Origin of the sequence: Enterobacter sp. Crenshaw (assembly GCF_024734705.1) — a bacterium.
Taxonomy (GTDB): Bacteria; Pseudomonadota; Gammaproteobacteria; order Enterobacterales; family Enterobacteriaceae; genus Enterobacter; species Enterobacter asburiae_B.
In genome coordinates this window covers 4,361,182-4,387,891 of the sequence record NZ_CP102932.1, presented here as the reverse complement: position 1 = coordinate 4,387,891, position 26,710 = coordinate 4,361,182, and the positions used below count along the sequence as shown (strand labels likewise).

18 protein-coding genes are annotated in these 26,710 nt (G+C 56.4%); 14 read left to right on the top strand and 4 right to left on the bottom strand.

The window, feature by feature from the left end; translation table 11 throughout:
• Positions 1–35 precede the first annotated feature (35 nt).
• Genes murB through NWV12_RS20910 form a run of 3 tightly spaced genes read left to right on the top strand, consistent with a single transcriptional unit; the run spans position 36 to position 3,032 of the window.
• Positions 36–1,064: a UDP-N-acetylmuramate dehydrogenase gene (gene murB, locus NWV12_RS20920; RefSeq protein ID WP_048981467.1), complete on the top strand. Its 1,029-nt coding sequence runs from the start codon at positions 36–38 to the stop codon at positions 1,062–1,064.
• The gene (birA, locus tag NWV12_RS20915) at positions 1,061–2,023 is read left to right on the top strand and encodes a bifunctional biotin--[acetyl-CoA-carboxylase] ligase/biotin operon repressor BirA (protein ID WP_033146880.1); all 963 of its coding nucleotides are present in this window, start codon (positions 1,061–1,063) and stop codon (positions 2,021–2,023) included. The genes murB and birA overlap by 4 nt, the downstream gene beginning before the upstream one ends.
• 16 nt (positions 2,024–2,039) lie before the next feature.
• Complete coding sequence (locus NWV12_RS20910; RefSeq protein ID WP_048981466.1) at positions 2,040–3,032, top strand: glycosyl hydrolase family 8; 993 nt, start codon at positions 2,040–2,042, stop codon at positions 3,030–3,032.
• A 48-nt stretch (positions 3,033–3,080) separates the two neighbouring features.
• Here NWV12_RS20910 and bcsG read toward each other — a convergent pair whose 3' ends face one another.
• The 3 genes from bcsG to bcsE are packed head-to-tail and all read right to left on the bottom strand — an operon-like array spanning position 3,081 to position 6,506.
• Positions 3,081–4,760, bottom strand: coding sequence for a cellulose biosynthesis protein BcsG (bcsG, locus tag NWV12_RS20905; RefSeq protein ID WP_033146878.1), 1,680 nt, complete (start codon positions 4,758–4,760; stop codon positions 3,081–3,083).
• Entirely contained in the window at positions 4,753–4,950 is a 198-nt protein-coding gene (gene bcsF, locus NWV12_RS20900) for a cellulose biosynthesis protein BcsF (protein ID WP_024908822.1), read from the bottom strand. The genes bcsG and bcsF overlap by 8 nt, the downstream gene beginning before the upstream one ends.
• On the bottom strand, positions 4,944–6,506 hold the full coding sequence (gene bcsE / locus NWV12_RS20895; protein ID WP_033146877.1) for a cellulose biosynthesis c-di-GMP-binding protein BcsE: 1,563 nt from the start codon (positions 6,504–6,506) through the stop codon (positions 4,944–4,946). Before bcsE ends, bcsF begins: the two co-directional genes overlap by 7 nt.
• Positions 6,507–6,681: 175 nt before the next feature.
• On the opposite strand from bcsE, the gene bcsR reads away from it, so the two are divergent.
• The 9 genes from bcsR (at position 6,682) to NWV12_RS20850 (ending at position 22,546) form a co-directional block, all read left to right on the top strand.
• Positions 6,682–6,870 carry a cellulose biosynthesis protein BcsR gene (bcsR, locus tag NWV12_RS20890; RefSeq protein ID WP_008503237.1) on the top strand — a complete coding sequence of 63 codons (189 nt, stop codon included), beginning with the start codon at positions 6,682–6,684 and terminating at the stop codon, positions 6,868–6,870.
• A gap of 11 nt (positions 6,871–6,881) precedes the next feature.
• Positions 6,882–7,634 carry a cellulose biosynthesis protein BcsQ gene (gene bcsQ / locus NWV12_RS20885; protein WP_023333774.1) on the top strand — a complete coding sequence of 251 codons (753 nt, stop codon included), beginning with the start codon at positions 6,882–6,884 and terminating at the stop codon, positions 7,632–7,634.
• The gene (bcsA, locus tag NWV12_RS20880; RefSeq protein ID WP_029740462.1) at positions 7,631–10,246 is read left to right on the top strand and encodes a UDP-forming cellulose synthase catalytic subunit; all 2,616 of its coding nucleotides are present in this window, start codon (positions 7,631–7,633) and stop codon (positions 10,244–10,246) included. Before bcsQ ends, bcsA begins: the two co-directional genes overlap by 4 nt.
• Before the next feature lie 10 nt (positions 10,247–10,256).
• A complete protein-coding gene (gene bcsB / locus NWV12_RS20875; protein WP_045143092.1) occupies positions 10,257–12,677 on the top strand; it encodes a cellulose biosynthesis cyclic di-GMP-binding regulatory protein BcsB in 2,421 nt (806 codons plus the stop codon).
• A 6-nt stretch (positions 12,678–12,683) separates the two neighbouring features.
• Positions 12,684–13,790 (top strand): cellulose synthase complex periplasmic endoglucanase BcsZ, encoded by a 1,107-nt coding sequence (gene bcsZ / locus NWV12_RS20870; protein ID WP_033146873.1) that lies wholly within the window; start codon positions 12,684–12,686, stop codon positions 13,788–13,790.
• Positions 13,772–17,254 carry a cellulose synthase complex outer membrane protein BcsC gene (bcsC, locus tag NWV12_RS20865; protein ID WP_048976746.1) on the top strand — a complete coding sequence of 1,161 codons (3,483 nt, stop codon included), beginning with the start codon at positions 13,772–13,774 and terminating at the stop codon, positions 17,252–17,254. Before bcsZ ends, bcsC begins: the two co-directional genes overlap by 19 nt.
• Before the next feature lie 119 nt (positions 17,255–17,373).
• A complete protein-coding gene (hmsP, locus tag NWV12_RS20860; protein WP_048981465.1) occupies positions 17,374–19,380 on the top strand; it encodes a biofilm formation regulator HmsP in 2,007 nt (668 codons plus the stop codon).
• Positions 19,381–19,539: 159 nt separating this feature from the next.
• Positions 19,540–20,826 carry a dicarboxylate/amino acid:cation symporter gene (locus NWV12_RS20855; protein ID WP_023309587.1) on the top strand — a complete coding sequence of 429 codons (1,287 nt, stop codon included), beginning with the start codon at positions 19,540–19,542 and terminating at the stop codon, positions 20,824–20,826.
• Positions 20,827–21,052: 226 nt separating this feature from the next.
• Positions 21,053–22,546: a pitrilysin family protein gene (locus tag NWV12_RS20850; protein ID WP_033146870.1), complete on the top strand. Its 1,494-nt coding sequence runs from the start codon at positions 21,053–21,055 to the stop codon at positions 22,544–22,546.
• Positions 22,547–22,609: 63 nt separating this feature from the next.
• Here the strand turns inward: NWV12_RS20850 and NWV12_RS20845 are convergent, their stop codons facing one another.
• Positions 22,610–23,539 (bottom strand): sugar kinase, encoded by a 930-nt coding sequence (locus NWV12_RS20845; protein ID WP_048981464.1) that lies wholly within the window; start codon positions 23,537–23,539, stop codon positions 22,610–22,612.
• Positions 23,540–23,768: 229 nt separating this feature from the next.
• Here NWV12_RS20845 and pdeH point away from each other — a divergent pair, with 229 nt between their 5' ends.
• Both pdeH and NWV12_RS20835 read left to right on the top strand, forming a co-directional pair.
• Positions 23,769–24,542: a cyclic-guanylate-specific phosphodiesterase gene (pdeH, locus tag NWV12_RS20840; RefSeq protein WP_023309584.1), complete on the top strand. Its 774-nt coding sequence runs from the start codon at positions 23,769–23,771 to the stop codon at positions 24,540–24,542.
• A gap of 65 nt (positions 24,543–24,607) precedes the next feature.
• Complete coding sequence (locus NWV12_RS20835) at positions 24,608–26,650, top strand: AsmA family protein (protein WP_048981463.1); 2,043 nt, start codon at positions 24,608–24,610, stop codon at positions 26,648–26,650.
• Positions 26,651–26,710: the final 60 nt, after the last annotated feature.

Below are 26,710 nucleotides of genomic sequence, written 5' to 3'. Positions count from 1 at the left end.
TAAACTACCTGCGTTTTTGCATCAGGATAGCGTCTATGAACCACTCCCTTAAGCCCTGGAATACCTTTGGCATTCAACGCAATGCTAAACAAATTGTACGTGCCGATACTGCACAGCAAATGCTGGATGCATGGCAAAGCGCAACTGAAAATAACGAACCCGTACTGATTCTGGGCGAAGGAAGTAATGTCCTGTTTCTCGATGATTTTGCGGGAACGGTGATCGTTAACCGCATCATGGGAATTGATGTGGAAGAGCGTGCCGACAGCTGGCACCTGCACGTGGGGGCCGGTGAAAACTGGCATCATCTGGTGCAATTCACCCTCGAAAAAGGGATGCCGGGCCTGGAAAACCTTGCGCTTATTCCAGGCTGCGCCGGATCGTCACCTATTCAAAACATCGGTGCCTACGGCATCGAACTGAAACATGTCTGTGAATATGTCGACTGCATCGAACTGGCGACCGGAACGGCAAAGCGTTTAACGGCGGAACAGTGCCGGTTTGGCTATCGTGACAGTATCTTCAAACATGAATATCAGGATCGCTACGTGATTGTCGCCGTGGGCCTGCGCCTGTTGAAGAACTGGCAGCCCGTGTTGACCTACGGAGATTTAACGCGTCTCGATCCGGCTACCGTAACCGCCCGCGACGTTTTTGATTCCGTTTGCCATATGCGGATGACCAAACTTCCCGATCCAAAAGTAAACGGAAACGCAGGAAGCTTCTTCAAAAACCCGGTTATCAGCAGCGAAAATGCAAAAGTCTTTCTTGAAGGATGGCCAGCCGCGCCACATTACCCTCAGGCGGATGGCAGCGTGAAGCTTGCCGCAGGATGGCTTATCGATCAATGCCAGCTAAAAGGCACTTCAGTAGGCGGTGCTGCCGTTCACCAGCAGCAGGCTCTGGTGCTGATTAATCAACGCGATGCGACCAGCGATGATGTTGTACAGCTGGCTCATTATGTTCGTCAGCGTGTGGGCGAAAAATTTAACGTCTGGCTGGAGCCAGAAGTTCGCTTCATTGGCTGCACAGGTGAAGTTAATGCCGTGGAGGCTATCGCGTGAAGGACAATACCGTTCCCTTAACCCTGATTAGCATCCTTGCTGACGGTGAGTTTCATTCTGGCGAGCAGCTGGGTGAGCAGCTTGGCATGAGCCGTGCTGCTATCAATAAACATATCCAGACGCTTCGCGACTGGGGTGTTGATGTGTTCACGGTTCCCGGAAAAGGCTACAGCCTGCCGGAGCCGATTCAATTGCTGAATGAAGAAGCGATCCGCAGCCAGATCGGACACGGCAATGTTGCGGTGCTGCCGGTGATTGATTCGACGAACCAGTATCTTCTGGATCGTCTGCCTGAGCTGAAATCCGGCGATGCCTGCGTTGCTGAATATCAACAGGCCGGTCGCGGCCGTCGCGGTCGCAAATGGTTTTCGCCATTTGGCGCTAACCTCTATCTGTCCATGTACTGGCGACTCGAGCAGGGCCCGGCCGCTGCCATTGGTCTGAGTCTGGTCATCGGCATCGTCATGGCGGAAGTGCTGCACGATCTGGGGGCGGATAAAGTACGCGTTAAATGGCCTAATGACCTCTACCTCAACGATCGTAAACTTGCCGGTATTCTGGTCGAACTGACGGGAAAAACGGGCGATGCGGCGCAAATCGTCATCGGCGCAGGCCTCAACATGGTAATGCGCAATGTACAAAATGATGTGGTGAATCAGGCCTGGACTAACCTCCAGGAGGCGGGGATCGTCATCGATCGCAACACCCTTGCCGTGCGTATGATTAAAGAGTTGCGCAGTTCACTCACGCTTTTTGAGCAGGAAGGGCTGGCATCGTTCCTGTCTCGTTGGGAAAAGCTGGATAACTTCATCAACCGCCCGGTGAAATTGCTGATTGGTGATAAAGAGATCTACGGAACTTCCCGCGGTATTGATGCACAGGGCGCGCTGCTTCTGGAGCAGGATGGCGTGATCAAACCCTGGATGGGCGGTGAGATTTCACTGCGAAGTGCCGAATAACCGGATCGAGTTAATTATGCGAAAACCCGTCTGCGCAACGCTGGCCGTCATGATGAGTGTGCTGTTTTCGCCTCTCTCTCATGCGGATCGGGCCTGGGAGAGTTACAAGGCCCGCTTTTTCAAACCGGAAGGCCGTATTGTTGATACCGGTAATGGCGGCGTGTCGCATACGGAAGGTCAGGGTTTTGCCATGCTGATGGCGGTGGCCAACGACGATAAAGCCACGTTCGATAAGCTCTGGCAATGGACAGACAGTCAGCTAAAGAACAAAGAAAATGGTCTGTTTTACTGGCGCTATAACCCCGCAGAGTCCAACCCGGTCGCCGACAAAAACAACGCTGCAGATGGCGACGTGCTGATTTCCTGGGCGTTGCTGAAAGCCGACGCCCGCTGGCATGACAAGCGCTACAGCGCTGCATCGGATGCAATTACCAAAGCACTGATTGACCACAGCGTGATCCGCTATGCCGGTTACCGCGTGATGCTGCCCGGCGTCCAGGGGTTTAAGCTTGAGGGTGAAGTGGTCCTTAATCCTTCCTATTTCGTGTTTCCGGCCTGGCAGGCCTTCTCCAGACGCAGTCATTTGCCGGTCTGGCGCGATTTGATTAAGGACGGGAAACGCCTGCTGGGTAAAATGGGTTCGGGTAAAGCGAATCTACCCACTGACTGGGTTTCACTGGCACCAGGTGGCAAGCTGGTTCCTGCAAAAGGCTGGCCACCGCGAATGAGCTATGACGCGATTCGTGTTCCGCTGTACGTTGCCTGGTCTGATAAGCAAAGCCCGCTGCTGACGCCGTGGAAGGCCTGGTTCGGTCAGTTCCCCCGGGAACAAACGCCCGCCTGGGTTAACGTCGCGACCAATGAATATGCGCCCTACATGATGGAAGGCGGCCTGCTGGCCGTACGTGATTTCACGATGGGGCAGTCTTCCGGTGAACCCGAAATCACCTCTAAAGACGACTACTATTCGGCAAGTCTGAAAATGCTGGTGTGGATCGCCCAGCAATAATGTCGACATTATCCCTCTCCCCGATGGGGAGAGGGACGTCATACCGTGTTACTGCGGATACGGTACCCAATCCCCGCCGTTCAGGCGAACGTAAGGTTTGTTTTGATATTGAATGACGACCGCGTTAGCGTTTTCTGAGACTTCTGCCGTTTGCGGCAGGTTGCTGGTGAGCTGATCCCAGTTCACGCTATCCTCCACAAACAGCTTCCCGTCAACGGCGCGGGCAACCAGCTCTGAGATCGCCAGATAGCTGGTTGGCTGTGTAATCTCAATCGGTGCGCCCTGATGCGGTGCCTTCATCCCAAAGAATTTGATGCCGGCAGGCACATTGGTGATGGACGGGCTTGGGATATCACGCAGACCCGAGACCTGCATTCTGTCACCTTTCAGCGCTCCACCGTGCTCAGGCACCACAACCACCATCACTTTACGGCCCGATTTTTCCAGCTCCGTGAAGAACGCGTCCAGCTCGTCAAAGAACTTCTGCGCACGCACTTTATAATCAGCCGTTTTGCTCACGCCCGGGAAATGGTTACCGTCGTGGAGCGGCAGGGTATTAAAGAACGTCGCGCTGCGCGGATTACTGTCTTTTTCGATGGTCTGCAGCCAGCGCTGCAGGACGGCAGTATCGTCATAAACGGGCGAGCCGTCGAAGCCCAGCAGAGAGACAGGAAGACCGGTTTGATCCATCAGCGGTGCCTGCATGCCGCCCTGTTCGCGCACCTCTTTCAGGAAGTTACCGAACTGGCCGTTATGCCCTAGCATCAGGTGCTGCGTAAAGCCCAGCTTAGCGAGGTTATCGAACAGATAACACTGGTTGCCGGCGGGTTGATACAGGTTTTTATGCGATGTCTGACCGCAGCTTGCACGCAGCAGGCGGATCGCCGCCGGGCCGCTGTACGAGGTGGCAGAGTTGAAATCTTTAAACTGAATATCGAAGTGTGACCACAGCGGATGAGACATCAAACCGGCGGCGTCCACGTCGGCCCAGGAGAGAGAACAGATGTTGATCACCAGCAGTTCAAACGGCTGAGCATCCGCAGGCAGCGCGTCCGGGAATTTAGTCTGTCGCTTGTCTTCCGCGGTATAGAAACTGGAGAGCCAGGCGTTCAGGTTGGTAGAGGTCGGCGGTGCGGTCTGGGTTGGGATATCGCCCACCACAGGCGTATCGCCTGCCGTTGTGACGGTTGCCGCCGCGCTTCCCCCTGTGGTGGTCACCGTGGTGGTCGGTTGACCGGCAGGCCACAGGGAAAAGTTCGGCCCAGCCAGCGTCAGCACGTTAAGCCAGATCATAATCGCGACGACAAACACCGTGACGCGGATCCACTGTGACAGGAACAGCCAGGCAACCAGCAGCACAAATACCGCGCCAATCATCTGCCAGTTAATAAAGCGCTCGGTCAGATCGAGGACATAGCTGGCGCTAAAGCCCGCCACCTGCGACCCCTGGCTCATAATGCTGTCCGGCCCCGGTAGCCAGGTATCATGCCAGAACAGCGCAAAGCCGACAGGTATAGCGACCCAGTGGCGCAAGCGATGTAACCTGATATTCGGCAGTGGCATCAGCAGGAAGGCCATAAACACGAGGTTGAGAAGGGGATGGAAATTCAGATAGCCTGCCCACAGCAGGCCAAACTTCACCAGAAAGTAGAAGTTCCAGCCGGAAAGGCCGCGCCAGTATTGCCAGAGCGGCGAGGGTGACGAAGCGGTATAGGTAGAATTAGTCATGTTTTCGGTCTGCCTTGACGTGTGATGCCCGTGTCAGTGTTCCGGCTGGTTTTACATAGCGAGGTTTAATAAACAGCACTCTGGCCGTATCACGGATACGGCGGATGGAATGGCGCGCATAGTAGCCAAGCGGGAAAAAGATCAGCGCACAGAATATAACCAGTTGAATGATATCGCTGATGTTCATGATGATGCGTTCTCCGCGTTGTCTGTTAATAAGCGAAGGGGTTCCGGAACCCGACGCCAGACGTGTCCATCATGCCTGGCATTGAGGATCGGTTTGGCATCGCTCTTGATAGCGAGCGGCTTAACCCATTGTTCAGGCTGGAGCGCACGCATCTGCACCAGCTCCGCGCTAATCGTATTATCTTCGAACCAAATCATACGGTTCGAGAAAATATCCCCTGTAGGCAGAGGGAAGATGTGGTTAAGCGCCGTATCGAGATCGTTTACCCGGCAGAAGGACAAAAACAGCACCAGGCGATTGTCGCCAATGGTCATGATGTCCCCTGTACGGTTCGGGCGACATAAGGTGAGAGCCTGTTCAACGCGAATACCCGGCACGGGACGCAGAGCAACCATGACCCCTTTTCCGTCAGCAGGAAGAAGCGTGTTGTTCATCATGTTGCCCACGGCGTCGCAGAAGGTATCCCATTTTTGGTACCCACGCAGCTTCATCGGCTGCGTCATGGAGAGCAGCGTGGAAATATCTTCCGGTACGTGGCGGCTAAACTGCTGGCCCTGAACGCTTTCGATAAGCGTCAGGCAGCGTGACAACGGCGCATTCCATGGAATAACCATATTGGCGCCGCAGCCGAGAAGCAGGCGCTCATCGGTGGCGCGCAGGCTGGTATTATTTTCGCGCACGATGATTTTCAACGCACTGCCGCGCTGGCGGCGTAAGGTGTGGATTTGTCGTGCCAGCGTCTCAATCTGGTTATTCTGCATCAGCGAGAAAATAAGGGTTGCCGCCTGGGTTGTGCGGGCTTCATGGAAAAGGGCTTCGTTAGAATCAAACAATGTCCAGTTTTCCGACAGGGCGGGTGCCCCCTCTAAAACCGCGATATGGCTCAGGATGCGTTTTTCATCACTGCGCGGCTGCACCACGGTTTCTTCCTGCTGCGCCAGGTGCCACTCGCCCTCAATATGTTTCAGCGTAAGCTGTTGCCTGGCACTCACGCCTTTTTCATTACACCAGAATGCAATATCGTAGAGATAGCTGCCTGCCTGGTCACGAATGCTTGCCAGACCGAACAGGGAGCGATATTCGCCCATTAAAAGTGAGAACAGCTTGTCATTATTACTGCCGGGATTGACTATCAATAGCGTGCAATTTTGAAATTTTGCCCATTTATTGATTTTTTCCAGCCAGGGCAGCAGTTTTTCAGCGGGCATATTTTGCAGGACGTTATTTGCGCATTTCAGAATCACAAAATAGTGATCCGGATCAATAGAGCACTGAACGTCGCGGGACAAAAAGTATAGACTATCGGCTTCCGATGTCATGGAAAATAATCGCACCGTCTGGGGGCCGCGACCACTTTCAAGCGTAATAATTTTCTTCGGATCTTCGCCCATGCTAATGACGGCCACGCGGGAATCCTTATCCTGAGCAGCAATTGTCTGGTTTACCAGACTGATAGCATCTTCATTACGGTCCGTATTAATCCACCAGACTCCTCCGACTGGCATGTGGCTCAATTCGTCCCATAATGACTGGATGCCAATAGAAAATATGGAGTCCACGGTGTCCCTCTTTTCGTCTAATTTATCTGTATCTCAGTTTACTAGCGAAAGCGTAGAAATAAACCTAACATTGAAATTAAAGAACATCAGATTTAGCATGTAAATGAAATTTGTCAGGGCAGGAAGCCCCGCAACTTCTTTAGCGTGCGATTTTCCTTAAAGGGATGGAAAAAGAATGGATAATAACGAACCTGGAACCCCAGTCGACTCGACTCTGGGTTACACATTCCAAAACGATTTTCTGGCGCTGACGCAGGCCTTTTCTTTACCTGAAATAGATTACACCGATATTTCCCAGCGGGAACAGTTGGCCGCGGCTATTAAACGCTGGCCGTTATTAGCTGAATTCGCCCATCAACAATAAGGGAGCCATTGATGGCCATACTCGGATTACAGGGTGTCCGTGGCGGTGTGGGTACCACATCAGTTACCGCGGCGCTGGCGTGGTCATTACAGCTTTTAGGTGAATCGGTGCTGGTTATTGACGCCTGCGCCGATAATTTGTTGCGTATGTCGTTTAACGTCGACTTTTCTCGTGAAGAGGGCTGGGCCCGCGCGCTGCTTGATGATAAAGACTGGCAGGATGCGGGGATGCGCTATACCTCCCAGCTCGATCTGCTGCCGTTTGGGCAACTAACCACCACGGAACGCGAGAATGAAGCCGCGTATCAGCGCCTGTTTTCGCAGTTCACGCTGGCGCTGCAAACCCTGAAAGAAAAGGGGCACTACAAGTGGATCCTGCTGGATCTGCCGCACGGCGCCGGCACGCTGACCCGACAGCTTATCGCTCAGTGCGATCATATACTTTCCATCGTCAACGTCGATGCGAACTGCCATATCCGCCTGCATCAGCAGGGGCTGCCTCAGAACGCTCATCTTCTGATTAACGATTTGCGCATTGGCAGCCAGATCCAGGACGATCTGTATCAGGTCTGGCTGCAAAGCCAGCGCCGTCTGCTTCCCATTGTCATCCATCGTGATGAGGGGATGGCGGAATGCCTAGCGTCTAAGCAACCGCTCGGCGAATACCGCAGCGATTCACTGGCGGCAGAAGAGATCCTGACGCTGGCTAACTGGTGTCTGCTGAACTTCGCCAACAGGGCGGAGCATGCAGGGAGTTCTGTATGAGTCGTCTCGCCAGCTGGTTACTCATCCCACCGGTCAGTTCGCGTTTGAGCGAACATTACCGGCATTTCCGCCGGCACGGTGCTTCGGCATTTAGCGCCGCGCTCGGCTGTTTTTGGATGATTCTGGCCTGGATGTTTATTCCACTCGAACACCCGCGCTGGCAGCGCATACGTGCCCGGCACAGTGAGCTATATCCGCATATTAATCCCAATCGGCCGCGTCCTTTGGATCCGGCGCGCTATCTCATTCAGGCCATCTGGCTGGTGGTCACGTCATCCCGCTCAGAGAAAATAACGCCGCACTGGCGCAGCTTCTCCCGCGTGCAGCAGTTACGTGAACGCTACCACCAGTGGCTGGACAGACTGCCCAACAGCGTAAGCGATAAGACCAGCCATCTGGATAACCACAAAGAGCTCGGGCATCTCCACCCGGGCCTGCGGCGTTTTATCCTCGGCGTGATCGTCGTGTTCTCGCTCATTCTGGCGCTGGTCTGTATTACGCAACCTTTCAACCCTCTGGCGCAGTTCACCTTCCTGATCCTGCTGTGGGGCGTGGCGCTGCTGGTCCGCCGTATTCCGGGCCGCTTCTCGGCGCTGATGCTGATTGTGCTGTCGTTGACCGTCTCCTGTCGCTACATCTGGTGGCGTTATACCTCAACCCTGAACTGGGACGACCCGGTCAGCCTGGTGTGCGGCCTGGTGCTGCTGTTTGCCGAAACCTACGCCTGGATCGTGCTGGTGCTGGGCTATTTCCAGGTCATTTGGCCGCTCAACCGCCAGCCGGTTCCGCTGCCTAAAGACACCGCGCAGTGGCCGTCTGTTGATCTCTTTGTACCGACCTATAACGAAGATCTGAGCGTGGTGAAAAACACCATTTATGCCGCGCTGGGCATCGACTGGCCGAAAGACAAGCTCAAGGTCTGGATCCTGGATGACGGCAACCGTCCGGCTTTCCGCCAGTTCGCAGAGGAGGTCGGCGTCGAGTACATCGCTCGTCCGACTCACGAGCATGCGAAAGCCGGGAACATCAACAACGCGTTGAAGTATGCCACAGGGGAGTTTGTCTCGATCTTTGACTGTGACCACGTGCCGACACGCTCGTTCCTGCAGATGACCATGGGCTGGTTCCTGAAGGAGAAAGAGCTGGCGATGATGCAGACGCCGCACCACTTCTTCTCGCCGGATCCGTTTGAACGTAACCTTGGCCGCTTCCGCAAAACCCCGAACGAAGGCACGCTATTCTATGGCCTGGTGCAGGACGGAAACGACATGTGGGATGCCACCTTCTTCTGCGGCTCCTGTGCGGTTATCCGCCGTAAGCCGCTGGATGAAATTGGCGGTATCGCCGTCGAAACGGTCACTGAAGATGCGCATACCTCTTTGCGCCTGCACCGTCGTGGCTATACCTCGGCGTATATGCGTATTCCGCAGGCTGCCGGTCTGGCAACGGAGTCACTGTCGGCGCACATTGGTCAGCGTATTCGCTGGGCGCGCGGCATGGTGCAGATCTTCCGTCTCGATAACCCACTGATTGGGAAAGGGCTCAAGCTGGCGCAACGTCTCTGCTACGTCAACGCCATGTTCCACTTCTTATCCGGTATTCCGCGGCTGATCTTCCTGACCGCGCCGCTGGCGTTCCTGCTCCTTCACGCTTATATCATTTACGCCCCGGCGCTGATGATTGCGCTGTTTGTTCTGCCGCACATGATCCACGCGAGCCTGACTAACTCGAAGATACAGGGTAAATACCGCCATTCCTTCTGGAGTGAAATCTACGAAACGGTGCTGGCCTGGTATATCGCACCGCCGACGATGGTGGCGCTGATTAACCCGCACAAAGGGAAATTTAACGTCACCGCCAAGGGCGGCCTGGTGGAAGAGGAGTACGTCGACTGGGTGATCTCCCGTCCGTATATCTTCCTGGTATTGCTGAATATCGTTGGCGTCATCGCCGGTATCTGGCGTTACTTCTACGGCCCGGAAAACGAAATCCTGACCGTCTTTGTGAGTATGGCCTGGGTCTTCTACAACCTGATTATCCTCGGCGGCGCGGTGGCGGTGTCGGTGGAGAGCAAGCAGGTTCGTCGTGCGCATCGCGTTGAAATCTGCATGCCTGCGGCGATCGCCCGTGAAGATGGCCATCTCTTCTCCTGTACCGTGCACGACTTCTCTGACGGTGGCCTAGGGATCAAAATCAACGGCCAGGCGAAGGTGCTGGAAGGCCAGAAAGTTAACCTGCTGCTTAAGCGCGGTCAGCAGGAGTATGTCTTCCCGACGCAGGTTGTGCGCGTGGCGGGCAATGAAGTCGGTTTGCAGCTGATGCCGTTGACCAAAAAGCAACATATCGATTTTGTGCAGTGTACGTTTGCCCGCGCGGATACGTGGGCTCTCTGGCAGGACAGCTTCCCGGAAGATAAACCTCTGGAAAGCCTGCTGGATATTCTGAAGCTGGGGTTCCGTGGCTATCGTCACCTTGCAGAATTCGCCCCGTCGTCGGTGAAATTAATTTTCCGGTCACTTACTTCGCTGGTTTCCTGGGTCGTGTCGTTCATTCCTCGTCGTCCTGAGCGGGATGAGGCGAAGCAGGCGGACCCGGTTATGGCTCAACAATGATGATAACGCGATGAAAACAAAACTTTCCTGGTTATGTGCAGTGGCAATGGGGATGAATGTCCTCCCCGCAACAATGGCTAACGCAGCTCCTGGTAACGCAGCGGCAACCCCTGCGCCAACGGTACCTGTCGTCGCGCAAGCAACCGATCCGGTTGTCACCGCGGCACCTGGTCAAACAGAAAATATCATGCCGAACCAGCCAACGGAGGGGAACACCCTGCCGGCAGACGGCCAGGTCATCGGGCAGGTGATGCCTGGCGTCCGGGGGGCGAATGCGCCCGTCGTCGCAGACAATGCGCCGTCGCGGGACGTGAAGCTGACCTTCGCGCAAATTGCGCCGCCTCCGGGCAGTATGGTGCTGCGCGGCATCAACCCTAACGGCGGCATTGAGTTTGGCATGCGCAGCGATGAGGTCGTTTCTAATGCGGTGCTGAACCTGGAATACACGCCGTCGCCGTCTCTACTGCCGACGCAGTCTCAGCTGAAGGTCTACCTGAATGATGAGCTGATGGACGTACTGCCGGTCACCAAAGAGCAGCTGGGCAAGAAAACCCAGGCGCAGGTGCCGATCAACCCGCTGTTCATCACCGACTTTAACCGTATCCGTCTGGAATTTGTCGGTCACTACCGCGATGTCTGCGAAAACCCTGCCAGCAACACGCTGTGGATGGACGTCGGGCGTAACTCCTCGCTGCAGATGACCTACCAGTCGCTGGCGCTGAAAAACGATCTCTCGGCATTCCCGGTTCCGTTCTTTGATCCGCGTGATAACCGTCCGCTCACGCTGCCGATGGTGTTTGCATCGTCACCGGACGTGACCGAGCAGCTGGCGGCCACCATTGTGGCGTCCTGGTTTGGTTCACGCGCCGGCTGGCGTGGACAGAGCTTCCCGGCGATGTATGACAAACTGCCGGACAGAAATGCCATTGTGTTTGCGACCAACGCGAAACGCCCGGCCTTCCTGCGCGATCATCCGGACGTCAAAGCGCCGACCGTTGAGATGATAAGCCACCCGGAAAACCCTTACGTGAAGCTGCTGGTGGTGTTTGGCCGTGATGATAAAGATCTGGTGCAGGCAGCAAAAGCGATTGCCCAGGGCAACGTCCTTTTCCGTGGCAACAGCGTTGTAGTGGATGAGGTCAAACCGCTGCTGGCGCGTAAACCTTATGATGCGCCAAACTGGGTGCGTACCGACCGTGCGGTGACATTTGGCGAACTGAAAACCTATGAAGAACAGCTGCAGGCGACGGGGCTTGAGCCAGCACCGATTAGCCTGTCACTGAATCTGCCGCCGGATCTGTATCTGCTGCGTACCAACGGCATTGATATCAATCTGAACTACCGTTATACCGCGCCAGCGACCAAAGACAGCTCGCGCATGGATATCAGCCTGAACAACCAGTTCCTGCAATCGTTCAGCCTGCAAAGCACGCAGGATACTAACCGCCTGATGCTTCGCCTGCCGGTGTTGCAGGGGCTGCTGGACGGTAAAACGGATGTCTCCATTCCGGCACTGAAGCTTGGCGCGATAAACCAGCTGCGCTTTGACTTCCAGTACATGAACCCGACGCCTGGCGGTTCGGCGGAAAACTGCATCACCTTCCAGCCCGTACAGAACCACGTCGTGATTGGCGATGAGTCGACCATCGACTTCTCGAAGTACTATCACTTCCTGGCGATGCCGGATCTGCGCGCCTTTGCTAACGCGGGCTTCCCGTTCAGCCGCATGGCCGATCTCTCTGAGTCCATCGTTGTAATGCCAAAAGCGCCAAGCGAAGGGCAGGTCACGACCCTCCTGGATACCATGGCGACCGTTGGGGGGCAGACGGGATTACCGGCGATTAACGTCACGTTGACGGACGATGGCAGCCAGATCCAGAACAAAGATGCTGACATCATGGTGATCGGCACTATTCCGGATAAGCTGAAGGATGACAAACGTATCGACCTGCTGGTGAAAGCGGCCCAGTCCTGGGTTAACACGCCGCTGCGTCAGACCGAGTTCCCGAGCATTATGCCGGATATGAACGACCGTCAGGCCAGCGCGCAGACGACGGTAACGTCTCAGGGGGCAATGGCCGCGGTGGTGGGCTTCCAGTCACCTTACAACGAACAGCGTAGCGTGGTGGCTCTCCTGGCGGACAGCCCACGCGGATATGAACTGCTCAATACGGCCATGAACGACAGCGGTAAACGTGCCGCGATGTTTGGTTCCGTGTCGGTGATCCGTGAGTCCGGCGTCAATAGCCTGCGCGTGGGCGACGTGTACTACGTGGGCCATCTGCCGTGGTTCGAACGCCTGTGGTATGCGCTGGCTAACCATCCGGTTCTGCTCGCTATCCTGGCGGCGGTCAGCGTGGTCTTGCTGGCATGGGTGCTGTGGCGTCTGCTGCGTATCATCAGCCGTCGTCGCCTGAACCCGGATGAGTAAGATGTGATGAAAGCCTTTCGCTGGTGTGCATTAGCAGCGTTGATGCTGGCGGCGCTTCCTCTTCGCGCCGCCTGTACCTGGCCTGCCTGGGAGCAGTTTAAAAAGGATTACATCAGTGAGGGCGGGCGTGTCGTTGATCCCAGCGACACGCGCAAAATTACGACCTCGGAAGGGCAAAGCTACGCCTTGTTCTTTGCCCTTGCGGCGAACGATCGCAGCGCGTTTGATCAGCTGCTGACCTGGACGCGCGATAATCTTGCCAGCGGCAATCTCAACGACCATCTGCCCGCCTGGCTATGGGGCCAGAAAGATAAAGAGACGTGGGCGGTGATTGATACCAACTCCGCCTCTGACGCCGATGTCTGGATCGCCTGGTCTCTGCTCGAAGCGGGCCGGTTATGGAAACATCCGGACTATACCCGCACGGGTAAGGCGCTGCTGAAACGCATTGTCAGTGAGGAAGTGGTGAAAGTGCCGGGGCTCGGCGCAATGCTGCTTCCCGGTAAAGTCGGTTTTGCCGATGAAAACGTCTGGCGTTTTAACCCCAGCTATCTTCCTCCGCAGTTAGCGAGTTATTTCACGCGCTTTGGTCCGCCGTGGACCCAGCTTCGTGAAACCAATCAGCGTCTGCTGCTGGAGAGCGCGCCGAAAGGGTTTTCGCCGGACTGGGTTCAGTATCAGAAAAACAAAGGCTGGCGGTTACAGCAGGATAAATCGCTGGTGGGCGGCTACGACGCCATCCGCGTTTATCTCTGGGTGGGAATGATGAGTGATAAAGATCCTCAGAAAGCCCGGCTGCTGACGCGCTTCCAGCCGATGGCGGCAAAGACAATGAAACGGGGTGTGCCGCCGGAGAAAGTGGATGTGGCGACGGGTAAACGCACCGGGAATGGCCCGGTCGGGTTCTCTGCCGCCATGCTGCCGTTTTTACAACAACGTGATGCCCAGGCGGTTCAGCGCCAGCGCGTTGCGGACCATTTTCCCGATAACAATGCCTATTACAGCTACGTGCTGACTCTCTTTGGGCAAGGATGGGATCAGCATCGTTTTCGCTTCACCGCAAAAGGTGAATTAATACCGGATTGGGGCCAGGAATGCGCAAGTTCACAGTAAATCTACTCACTTTATCGCTTGGCCTGGCACTGATGCCGATGGCTGAAGCCGCCAACTCTCCGCAGCAGAAACAGCTGCTGGAACAGGTTCGGCTGGGCGAATCGACACAGCGTGAGGATTTGGTTCGTCAGTCGCTTTACCGTCTTGAGCTGATTGACCCGAACAACCCTGACGTCATTGCCGCACGCTTTCGCTACCTGCTGCGCCAGGGCGATAACGCCGGTGCGCAAAAAGAGCTGGATCGTCTGAAAGGGATTGCGCCGGGCTCGAGTGCATACCAGTCATCACGCAACACGATGCTGCTGTCCACGCCGGATGGCCGCCAGCAGCTCCAGCAGGCGCGTTTGCTCGCCACCACGGGACACACGCAGGAGGCGATTGCAGCCTATGACAAGCTGTTTGACGGCAACCCGCCGGGCGGCGACGTGGCGACGGAATACTGGAACGTCGTGGCGAAAGACCCCGCTCGCCGGAATGCGGCCATTAACCAGCTCAAGAAAATCAACACCAGCAGCCCCGGAAATACACAGCTGCAGGCGACGCTGTCCCAGCTTTTGTTCCAGAGCGGACGCCGTGACGAAGGCTTTGCGGTATTGCAGGATATGGCTAAATCGACCAACGGGCGCAGCCAGGCGTCTGATATGTGGTATGACCAAATCAAAGGCCAGCCTGCCAGCAGCGCCAGCGTCAGCGCGCTGCAAAAATACCTGAGCGTATTCAGTGACGGCGATAGCGTCGCGGCGGCGCGTGCCCAGCTCGAAGAACAGCAAAAACAGCTCGCTGACCCGGCGTTCCGCGCGAAAGCGGAAGGGCTGGCGGCGGTGGATGCCGGGCAGGGAAGTAAGGCGGTCGCGGAACTGCAAAAAGCCGTCAGCGCCAACCATGCCGACAGTGAAGCGGTAGGTGCCCTTGGCCAGGCCTATTCCCAGAAAGGCGACCGCGCCCGCGCGGTGGCGCAGTTTGAAAAGGCGATTGCCCTCGATCCCCAGAGCGATAACCGGGGTAAATGGGACAGTCTGCTGAAGGTCAACCGCTACTGGCTGCTGATCCAGCAGGGCGATGCGGCCCTGAAGGCGAATAACCCTGCGCAGGCGGAGCGTTACTATCAGCAGGCGCGCAGTATCGACAATACCGACAGTTATGCCGTGCTGGGGCTGGGCGATGCCGCCGCGGCGCGTAAAGATAATGACGCGGCGGAACGTTACTATCGCCAGGCGCTGCGTATGGACAGCGGCAACAGCAATGCGGTCCGCGGCCTGGCTAATATTTACCGCGCGCAGTCCCCGGAGAAGGCCTCGCAGTTTATTCAGTCTCTCTCCGCCAGCCAGCGCCGGAGCATTGATGATATTGAACGCAGTCTGACTAACGAGCAGCTCTCCGCTCAGGCAGAACAGCTGGAAAATCAGGGAAAATACGCCCAGGCGGCAGAGATTCAGCGCCGTCGTCTGGCGCTCTCTCCCGGCGACGTTTGGATAACCTATCGTCTCTCGCGCGATCTCTACAGCGCGGGTCAGCGCAGCCAGGCGGATACCCTGATGCGTCAGCTTGCCAGCCAGAAACCGACCGATCCGGATCAGGTGTACGCCAGCGGGCTCTATCTTTCCGGCAACGATCAGGACCGCGCCGCGCTGGCGCATCTGGACACGCTGCCGCGCAGCCAGTGGAACGGCAATATTCAGGAGCTTGCCGACCGCCTGCAAAGCAATCAGGTGCTGGAAACCGCCAACCGTCTGCGCGACAGCGGAAAAGAGCAGGAGGCGGAAAACCTTCTGCGTCAGCAGCCGACCTCCACCCGCATCGACCTGACGCTGGCTGACTGGGCGCAGCAGCGTGGCGATCTGGCGTCGGCGAAAACGACGTATAACGCCGTTCTGCAGCGTGAACCGCAGAACGAAGACGCGATCCTCGGCCTGACCGAGATTTACAGCGCGCAGGGCGACAAAGATGCCGCGCGCGCAGAGCTGGCGAAACTGCCCGCCGCGCAAAACGGCCAGCCGCTGTCGCTCAACATGCAGCGCCGGATCGCGATGGCGCAGGCAGGTCTGGGCGATTCCGCTGCCGCAGAACAGACCTTCAACAAAATCATTCCGCAGGCTAAATCGCAGCCCGGCTCCATGGAAAACGCGCTGGTGTTACGTGATGCCGCGCGTTTCCAGGCGCAAAACGGTCAGCCTCAGCAGGCGCTGGAAACCTATAAAGACGCGATGGTGTCGACGGGTATCACCACGACGCGTCCGGCGGACAACGACAGTTTCACCCGTCTGACGCGTAACGATGAAAAAGACGACTGGCTGAAGCGCGGCGTGCGCAGCGATGCCGGTGACTTGTACCGTCAGCAGGATGTTAACGTCACGCTGCAGCACGACTACTGGGGCTCCAGCGGCACGGGCGGCTATTCTGACCTGAAAGCGCACACTACCATGCTGCAGGTGGATGCTCCGCTGTCTGACGGGCGCATGTTCTTCAGAAGCGATCTGGTCAACATGGACGCCGGTTCATTTGATAACAATAACGGGACCTACGATCCAAAATGGGGGACCTGCTACGAAACGCCGTGTAGCGGCAACACCCATCAGTCCGACAATGGCGCAAGCGTCGCCGTCGGCTGGCAGAATAAAACCTGGGCGATGGATATTGGCACCACGCCAATGGGCTTTGACGTCGTCGACGTGGTGGGCGGCATCAGCTACAGCAGCGATCTGGGCCCCATCGGCTATACCGTTAACGCCCATCGCCGCCCCATCTCCAGCTCTCTGCTGGCGTTCGCCGGGCAAAAAGATACCAACACCGGCACCACCTGGGGCGGCGTACGTGCCACCGGTGGCGGCGTAAGCATGAGCTATGACAAAGGGGAAGCGAACGGCGTCTGGTCAAGCCTGAACGCGGAAACGCTGACGGGTAAAAATGTGGAAGATAACTGGCGCGTCCGCTGGATGACGGGTTACTACTACAAGCTCATTAATAAAAACAACGAGCGCCTGACGGTCGGCGTCTCCAATATGCTCTGGCACTACGACAAAGACCTGAGCGGTTATACCCTGGGTCAGGGCGGCTACTACAGCCCGCAGGAGTATGTCTCCTTCGCACTGCCGGTGACCTGGCGTAAACGCACGGAGAACTGGTCCTGGGAGCTGGGCGGCTCGGTGTCCTGGTCTCACTCGAAAACCAAAGACGAACTGCGCTACCCGATCCAGAATCTGATCCCGACCGATGAGCCAGACCGCTATACCGACCGGGGCGTGATGGAAACCGGCAGCAGTTCCTCTGGCACGGGTTATACCGCGCGGGCCATTATCGAACGCCGCGTAACGTCCAACTGGTTTGTGGGCATGGGCGTGGATATTCAGGAAGCGAAAGACTATACCCCAAGCCATGCGCTGATCTATGTGCGTTACTCTGCTGCAGGCTGGCAGGGCGATATGGACTTACCGCCGCAGCCGCTCATCCCTTACGCGGACTGGTAATCGGATTATCCTTAATCCATTTGTAAGTCTCTCTTAATAGCGCGGCAATCGGGTATACTCAGGCGCGCCAGGTTTACACCCTGGCGCGCCCTGCGCTTCGAGTTTTGTGGAGAGTCATTTTGCGTGTCAGCCGTTCCTTAACAATCAAACAGATGGCGATGGTTTCTGCCGTCACCATGCTGTTTGTACTGCTCTTCTGCGTAATTTTGCTGTTTCATTCCGTACAGCAGAATCGCTATAACACGGCTTCGCAGTTAGAAAGTATCGCGCGCTCGGTGCGCGGCCCGCTCTCTGCCGCTATCCTGAAAGGGGATATTCCCGAAGCGGAAACCATTTTAAAACGCATTCAGCCTGCCGGCGTCGTTAGCCGCGCCGATGTCGTCTTGCCCAACCAGTTTCAGGCGCTGCGGATGAGCTTTATCCCGGAGCGTCCCGTCCCGATGATGGTGATGCGCCTGTTTGAACTGCCGGTGCAGATTTCGCTGCCCGTTTATTCGCTTGAACGCCCTGCCAATCCGCAGCCGCTGGCCTACCTGGTATTACAGGCGGATTCCTACCGCATGTATAAATTCGTCATGAGCTGGGTGGTTACGTTAGTGACCACTTGCTTACTTATGACGCTTATTCTCAGCGTGGCGCTCACCTGGTGCATTAACCGGCTGATTGTTCATCCGCTGCGCCGTATCGCCCGCGAGCTGAATACGCTTGCGCCGCAGGATCAGATGGGGCATCAGCTTGAGCTGCCGCGTCTGCATCATGACGATGAGATAGGCATGCTGGTGCGCAGCTACAACCTCAACCAGCAGCGCATTCAGCGCCAGCAGGATGAGTTAAACAGCAGCGCCACGCGCTTCCCGGTGTCGGAGCTTCCCAATAAAGCCTTCCTGATGGCGATGCTGGAGCAGACCGTTGCCCGTCAGCAAACCACGGCGCTGATGGTTATCGCCTGTGAAACCCTGCAGGATACGGCTGGCGTGCTCAGGGAGAGCCAGCGCGAAATGCTGCTGCTGACCCTGGTGGAAAAAGTGAAGTCTGTCCTTGCCCCGCGCATGGTGCTGACCCAGGTCAGCGGTTACGACCTTGTGGTGATTGCCAACGGCGTAAAAGAACCCTGGCATGCGATCACTTTAGGTCAGCAAGTACTCACTGTCATTAATGAGCGGTTGCCCATTCAGGGTATCCAGCTTCGTCCAAGCGCCAGTATCGGTATTGCGATGTACTATGGCGATTTAACGGCAGAGCAGCTTTATCATCGCGCGTTCTCGGCGGCGTTCACCGCCCGGCGCAAAGGGAAAAATCAGATCCAGTTCTTCGCGCCGGAAGAGATGGAAAAGGCGCAGCAGCGCCTGACGGAAGAGAGCGACATCCTGACCGCGCTGGATAACCGCCAGTTTGCCCTCTGGCTACAGCCGCAGGTGAATTTGCTGACGGGAGAAGTGAAAAGCGCCGAGGCACTGCTGCGCGTGCAGCAGCCGGATGGTTCATGGGAGCTGCCGGAAGGGCTGATTGAGCGCATTGAATCCTGCGGCCTGATGGTTACCGTCGGCTACTGGGTGCTGGAGGAGTCCTGCCGTCAGCTTGCCGCCTGGCAGGAGCGCGGCGTGACGCTGCCGCTGTCGGTCAATTTGTCTGCCCTGCAGCTTATGCACCCGACCATGGTTTCAGAGATGCTGGAGCTGATCCATCGTTACCGAATCAAGCCTGATACGTTAACTCTGGAAGTGACGGAGAGCCGTCGCATCGACGACCCTAATCAGGCAGTCGCAATTCTGAAACCGCTGCGTAATGCCGGCATTCGCATTGCGCTGGACGATTTTGGCATGGGATACGCCGGGCTGCGTCAGCTTCAGCACATGAAAACCCTTCCGGTGGATGTGCTCAAAATTGATAAAGCGTTTGTCGACGGTCTGCCTGGCGACAGCAGCATGGTGCAGGCGATTATCCAGATGGCGCGCAGCCTCAACCTGCATCTTATTGCCGAGGGAATTGAAACCGAAGCGCAACGCGCCTGGCTGGCAGAGGCGGGCGTGGAGAGCGGACAAGGCTTCCTTTTTGCCCCTGCTGTTCCTTCGGATGTCTTTGAAGAACGATACCTTTCTGGTGCTGACAATAGCGCAAAAGTGTAATTTTGTTGCTGGCTTGTGCGAGCCAGCTCAAAGTTCTTAACATTTGTGTTTCAAATTTGAACTGAGTTTATTTCTGTCCTGTTATGTGGGTGTTATTTTAAAGCCGCAGGTTAACCATAACCTTACAAAGCCTGTGGTTTTTCTTCCCAAGGACACCTTATGAAAACCTCACTCTTCAAAAGTCTTTATTTCCAGGTCCTGACAGCCATCGCCATCGGTATTCTGCTGGGTCACTATTACCCTGAGCTGGGCGCGCAAATGAAACCGCTTGGCGACGCGTTCGTTAAGCTCATCAAAATGGTCATCGCTCCGGTGATCTTCTGTACCGTCGTGACGGGCATCGCTGGCATGGAAAGCATGAAGGCGGTAGGTCGTACCGGTGCAGTGGCGCTTCTCTATTTTGAAGTGGTCAGTACCCTTGCGCTGATTATCGGTCTGATCATCGTCAACGTGGTGCAGCCGGGCGCGGGGATGAACGTAGACCCGTCAACGCTGGATGCCAAAGCGGTCGCGGTATATGCCGAGCAGGCGAAGGATCAGGGTGTGGTGGCCTTCCTGCTGGACGTGATTCCGGGCAGCGTCATTGGCGCGTTCGCCAGCGGAAACATCCTGCAGGTTCTGCTGTTTGCCGTGATGTTTGGCTTTGCTCTGCACCGTCTGGGCAGCAAAGGCCAGCTTATCTTTAATGTGATCGAAAGCTTCTCCCAGGTGATTTTCGGCATCATCAATATGATCATGCGTCTGGCGCCGATCGGTGCTTTCGGCGCGATGGCCTTCACCATCGGTAAATATGGCGTCGGTACGCTGGTGCAGCTGGGTCAGCTGATTATCTGCTTCTATATCACCTGTATCCTTTTCGTGGTCGTGGTGCTGGGCTCCATCGCCCGCGCGACGGGTTTCAACATCTTCAAATTTATCCGTTACATCCGCGAAGAGCTGCTGATCGTTCTGGGGACTTCCTCTTCAGAATCGGCGCTGCCGCGTATGCTCGACAAGATGGAAAAGCTGGGGTGCCGTAAATCGGTGGTCGGGCTGGTGATCCCGACGGGCTACTCCTTCAACCTGGACGGTACCTCGATATACCTGACGATGGCGGCCGTGTTTATCGCTCAGGCGACCAACAGCCATATGGATATTTTCCATCAGATTACCCTGCTGGTGGTGCTCCTGCTCTCCTCTAAAGGCGCGGCAGGCGTGACGGGCAGTGGCTTTATCGTGCTGGCTGCTACTATTTCCGCTGTGGGTCACCTGCCGGTGGCGGGTCTGGCGTTGATTCTCGGTATCGACCGCTTCATGTCAGAGGCGCGTGCGTTAACCAACCTGGTGGGTAACGGCGTGGCGACGGTGGTGGTGGCGAAATGGGTGAAAGAGCTGGATCACAAAAAGCTCGACGATACTCTGAATAACCGTTCAACTGACAGCAAAAATCCTGGCTTAACCTCTTAATCTTGTCACAAATGCCCGTATTCCCTTGTCGGGATGCGGGCTCCTGCGCATAATAACTGTTCGTACCTGTCATAATTCGACAAGATTTTTTTGGGTATATTTCACTTCTGACCGTGACGTTTTGCCGAACGCGCGGTCTAATCGACGTGTTTTCATCGTCATCTTTAAGAGTGAAGCGCGTCGCGAAACACTCTTTTTTAACCAGGAATGTTGATCAGGGGTTCACATGCAGGGCACAAAAATTCGACTCTTAACCGGCGGTTTGCTGATGATGGCAGCAGCCAGTTATGTGCAGGCAGATGCGCTCCAGCCAGACCCGGCCTGGCAACAAGGGACATTAGCGAACGGTTTTCAGTGGCAGGTTTTAGCCACTCCGCAACGTCCCAGTGACCGTGTAGAAATCCGTCTGTCCATTAATACCGGTTCCCTCGCGGAAAGCACTCAGCAAACCGGTTTTAGCCATTTTATTCCCCGGCTGGCGCTCACGCAGAGCGGCAGCCTGCAAGCGGTTCAGGTGCGTTCGCTTTGGCAGCAGGCCATCGATCCGAAACGCCCGCTCCCTCCGGCTGTGGTCTCGTATGACTACACCATGTTTAACCTGAGCCTGCCTAATAACCGTAACGACCTCCTTAAAGAAGCGCTTACGTATCTCTCCGATGCCTCTGGCAATCTGGCGATTACGCCGGACACCGTCAACTATGCGCTGAGCAACAGCGACATGGTGGCAACCTGGCCCGGGGATACCAAAGAGGGCTGGTGGCGTTACCGCCTGAAGGGCTCGACGCTGCTGGGACATGACCCGGCCGAACCGCTGAAACAGCCGGTGGACGCCGAACAGGTAAAATCGTTCTACCAGAAGTGGTATACCCCGGACGCGATGACGCTGATCGTGGTGGGTAACGTGGACAGCCGCGCGGTGGTGGAGCAGATCAACAAAGCGTTTGGTGATTTGAAAGGCAAGCGTGAAACGCCAGCCCCTGTCCCGACGCTCTCTCCGCTGCGTGCAGAGCCTGTCAGCATTATGACGGACGCCGTGCGTCAGGATCGCCTCTCCGTCATGTGGGATAACGCCTGGCAGCCCATCCGCGAGTCCGCGGCGATGCTGCGCTACTGGCGTGCCGATCTGGCGCGTGAAGCGCTGTTCTGGCACGTTCAGCAGACGCTGAGCAAGAACAACGTGAAGAATATCGGTCTTGGCTTTGACTGCCGCGTGCTGTTCCAGCGTGCGCAGTGTGCCATCAACGTTGAGTCGCCGGGCGATAAGTTGAATGCCAATCTGGGCGTGGTCGCAAAAGAGCTGGCAAAAGTGCGTAAAGAGGGGCTTTCCGAAGAGGAATTCAACGCTCTCGTGGCGCAGAAAAAACTCGAGCTGCAGAAGCTGTTTGCGACCTACGCTCGCGCCGATACCGACATTCTGATCAGCCAGCGTATTCGTTCCCTGCAGAATCAGGTGGTGGACATTGCGCCGGAACAGTACCAGAAACTGCGTCAGGACTTCCTGAACGGTCTGACCGTCGAGATGCTCAATCAGGACCTCCGTCAGCAGCTGTCGCAGGAGATGGCGTTGATCCTCCTGCAACCGAAGGGCGAGCCGGAATATGACATGAAGGAACTTCAGAAGACCTGGGATTCCATTATGGCTACCGCGCCGCAGCCAGCGCAGGCCGCCACGGCTGATGATTTACATCCGGACGCGACGGATATTCCGCAAGGGCAGTAATGCTTAAACATTCCCTCTCCCTGTGGGAGAGGGTTAGGGTGAGGGCATCAGCCCGCACCCTCCTTAAACAGGCATCGCCTCACGCGGAATAATCGCCCCGCGATACTGAATCACCGTGCTGGCCGTCAGGTGACCACGCTGTGCCGCCGCTTCCGGCGTTCCACCCGTCAGACGTACCGCCAGATAGCCCGCGCTGAATGAATCACCGGCCGCCGTGGTATCAATCACTTTCTCTCTGGCAAGCTTCACCGCCGGAACGTCAACCAGCGCTTCGCCCGCCACCGCGACCAGGCACGAATCCGCCCCGCGCTTAATCACCACTTCGCTCACGCCAGCCGCCTGCGTGCGTGCAATCACGTCCTCTACCGGTTTCTCACCCCACAGAGCGTCTTCATCGTCGAGCGTCAGGAAGGCGATGTCGGTGCACTGCAGCATCTGCTGATAGATCTGCTGCGTCTCTTCGCGGCTGGCCCACAGGCGCGGGCGGTAGTTGTTATCGAAAATAACCTTGCCGCCGTTTGCACGGCATTCGCGCAGCAGCGAGAGCAGCTTTTCACGGCTGGTAGGGCTCAGGATCGCCAGGCTAATCCCGCTCAGATAGAGGTAGTCAAAGGTCGCCAGCTCTTCGCAGATGGCCGCGGCCGCGTCGCTCTCCAGCCAGAATTTGGCCGCGGCTTCGTTACGCCAGTAATAAAACGTGCGTTCGCCGGTGCTGTCGGTTTCGATGTAATAAAGCCCCGGGAGGCGGTTCTCCATACGTTGAATCAGCGACGTTTCGACATGTTCACTCTGCCAGGCCTCCAGCATTTGCTGGCTGAAGCTGTCCGTACCCAGGGCGGTCACGTAGTTCACGGTGAGCGCCTCAGGCGCGACCTGACGGGCAATATAAACGGACGTGTTTAACGTATCGCCACCAAATCCGCGGCTGACTTCCGCGCCTTTTTGTGACAGCTCAATCATGCATTCGCCAATCACGGCAATTTTTTTGGACATAGTCGTGAACCTGAACAGAAGAATTATCAGCAGTGTGCGCTGAGTGAATTAACCGGTCAACTATATTAAAACAACGTTCCATTATTTTATTTGAGCCAGCGCGTGTTCCCGCGCATTTCTGTCATCTTAATTTCATTTTCCCGGTGAATTGAACATAAAGTTCTCAATTGTCGCGCCGATAATCCTGTGACGAGTCCAGAAAGGCTATCCCAACAACAGGACATCTGAAATGAAGTCAGAGCAGGTTATCCAGCGGCTGAGCACTACGCCTGAGGCAAGTATTGAGAACTTGCAGGAGCATCGCTACTGGCTGCAATGTGAGCGTGCGTACACCTATCAGCCGATCTACCGAACAGATGGTCGACTGATGGCAATTGAAATTTTGACCGTCGTTACGCATCCCTCAAACCCTACTCAGCGCATCGCGCCGGATCGCTATTTTGCCGAAGTTGCCGTTCGCCAGCGCCTGGACGTGCTGGAAGAGCAGCTTCGTATGCTGGCGACGAAGCAGCCCTTTTTCGAACAGCACGATATCCTCGCCTCGGTGAACGTCGATGGCCCAACCCTGCTGGCGCTGCGCCAGAACGCAAAATTGCAGGAGCTGATCGCCACCCTGCCGTGGATGCGCTTTGAGCTGGTGGAGCATGTCCGCCTGCCGCAGGACTCCTCGTTTGCGTCGATATGCGAATACGGCCCGCTGTGGCTGGATGACTTTGGCACCGGCATGGCGAACTTCTCCGCCCTGAGTGAAGTACGCTACGACTACATCAAAGTGGCCCGCGACCTGTTCATTATGCTGCGTCAGACCCCGGAAGGGCGGAATCTGTTTACGCTGTTATTACAGCTGATGAACCGCTATTGCCAGGGCGTGATTGTTGAAGGTGTGGAAACACTGGAAGAGTGGCGTGATGTGCAAAACTCTCCCGCAGCGGCGGCGCAAGGCTATTATCTCTCCCGCCCGGTACCCATGGATCGCCTCGATAGCGTTATAACGACCCTCTGATAAGCCCGCTTCCCTTTGTCTGGACTATAGTTTTACAGGACAGGTCATCAGGAAAGGGGATAAAAATGACGAGAACAACCAGGGTAATCTCCTGGACAGCAGGGATTTTCTTGTTGTTGATCGTGGTCGTCGCCATCATTATTGCGACGTTTGACTGGAACCGTCTCAAGCCGACCATCAACCAGAAAGTCTCAACCGAACTGAACCGCCCCTTCGCCATACGCGGCGATTTAGGGGTGGTATGGGAGCGTCAGAAAGAGGAGCCCGGCTGGCGCAGCTGGATCCCCTGGCCTCACGTCCATGCCGACGACATCATTCTCGGCAACCCGCCGGATATCCCGGACGTCACCATGATCCACCTGCCGCGCGTTGAAGCCACGCTGGCTCCGCTGGCGCTCCTCACCAAAACGGTTTATCTGCCGTGGATCAAACTTCAGCAGCCCGATGCGCGCTTGATCCGACTCTCAGAAAAAAACAACAACTGGACGTTTAACCTTGCCAGCGACAGCGAAAAAGATCCGAATGCCCAGCCTTCTTCCTGGTCATTCCGTCTCGACAATATTCTTTTCGATCGCGGGCGGATCGCCATCGACGATAAAGTCAGCAAGGCGGACGTGGAGATCCTCGTCGATCCGCTTGGCAAACCGCTGCCGTTTAGCGAGGTCACGGGCACGAAAGCAAAAGGCGACGCGGCAAGCGTGGGGGACTATGTCTTCGGCCTGACGGCAAAAGGACGCTACAACGATCGGCCTCTCAGCGGTAAAGGGAAAATAGGCGGCATGCTGGCGCTGCGGAGCGAAGGCACGCCGTTCCCGGTGCAGGCGGACTTCCGTTCCGGTAATACCCGCGTGGCGTTCGTGGGCACGGTCAACGACCCGATGAATATGGGGGGCGTCGATCTTCAGCTTAAATTTGCCGGCGATTCGCTGGGCGAGCTGTATGAACTGACCGGCGTGCTGCTGCCGGATACCCCGCCGTTCGAAACGGACGGGCATCTGGTCGCCAAAATCGATACCGAAAAAGCGTCCGTTTTTGACTACCGGGACTTCAACGGCCGTATCGGCGACAGCGACATCCACGGCGCGCTGACCTACACCACCGGAAAACCGCGCCCGAAACTGGAAGGGGATGTCGAGTCCCGTCAGCTGCGTCTGGCCGATCTTGGTCCGCTGATTGGCGTGGATTCGGGTAAAGGTACCAGGTCGAAAGAGGTCAAAAAGGATGTTCAGCCTGCGGGCAAAGTGCTGCCATACGATCGCTTCGAAACCGACAAATGGAACGTGATGGATGCGGATGTGCGCTTCAAAGGCGGAAAAATTGAACATGGCAGTACGCTGCCGATCAGCAATCTTTCGACCCATATCCTCCTCAAAAATGCCGACCTGCGCCTGCAGCCGCTGAAGTTCGGCATGGCGGGCGGGACAATTTCCTCGAACATTCATCTGGAAGGCGATAAGAAGCCGATGCAGGGACGGGCGGAGATCCAGGCGCGTCGATTGAAGCTGAAAGAGCTGATGCCGAACGTAGAGCTGATGCAGAAAACCCTCGGTGAAATGAACGGTGATGCCGACATTCGCGGCGTGGGGAACTCGGTGGCGGCGCTGCTGGGCAGCGGCAATGGTAACCTGAAGCTGCTGATGAACGACGGGCTGGTCAGCCGCAACCTGATGGAGATCCTGGGGCTGAACGTCGGTAACTACGTCATCGGGCAAATTTTTGGTGATGACGAGGTGCGGGTGAACTGCGCGGCGGCAAATCTGGATCTGGTTAACGGCGTGGCGCGTCCGCAGATATTTGCCTTCGACACGGAAAACGCGGTGATTAACGTGACCGGGACCGCCAGCATGGCCTCGGAGCAGCTTGATTTGACGATTGACCCGGAAAGTAAGGGGATCCGCATCATCACTCTGCGCTCGCCGCTTTACGTGCGCGGGACCTTCAAAAACCCTCAGGCGGGCGTTAAGCCCGGACCGCTGATTGCGCGCGGTGCGGTGGCTGCGGCCCTGGCGACGCTGGTCACCCCGGCCGCAGCGCTGCTGGCGTTGATTTCGCCGTCAGAAGGCGAGGCGAATCAGTGCCGGACTATTTTGTCGCAGATGAAGAAGTAGCTCCCTTCCTCCCTCTCCCTGTGGGAGAGGGCCGGGATGAGGGCATCAGGCCGCAGTGAA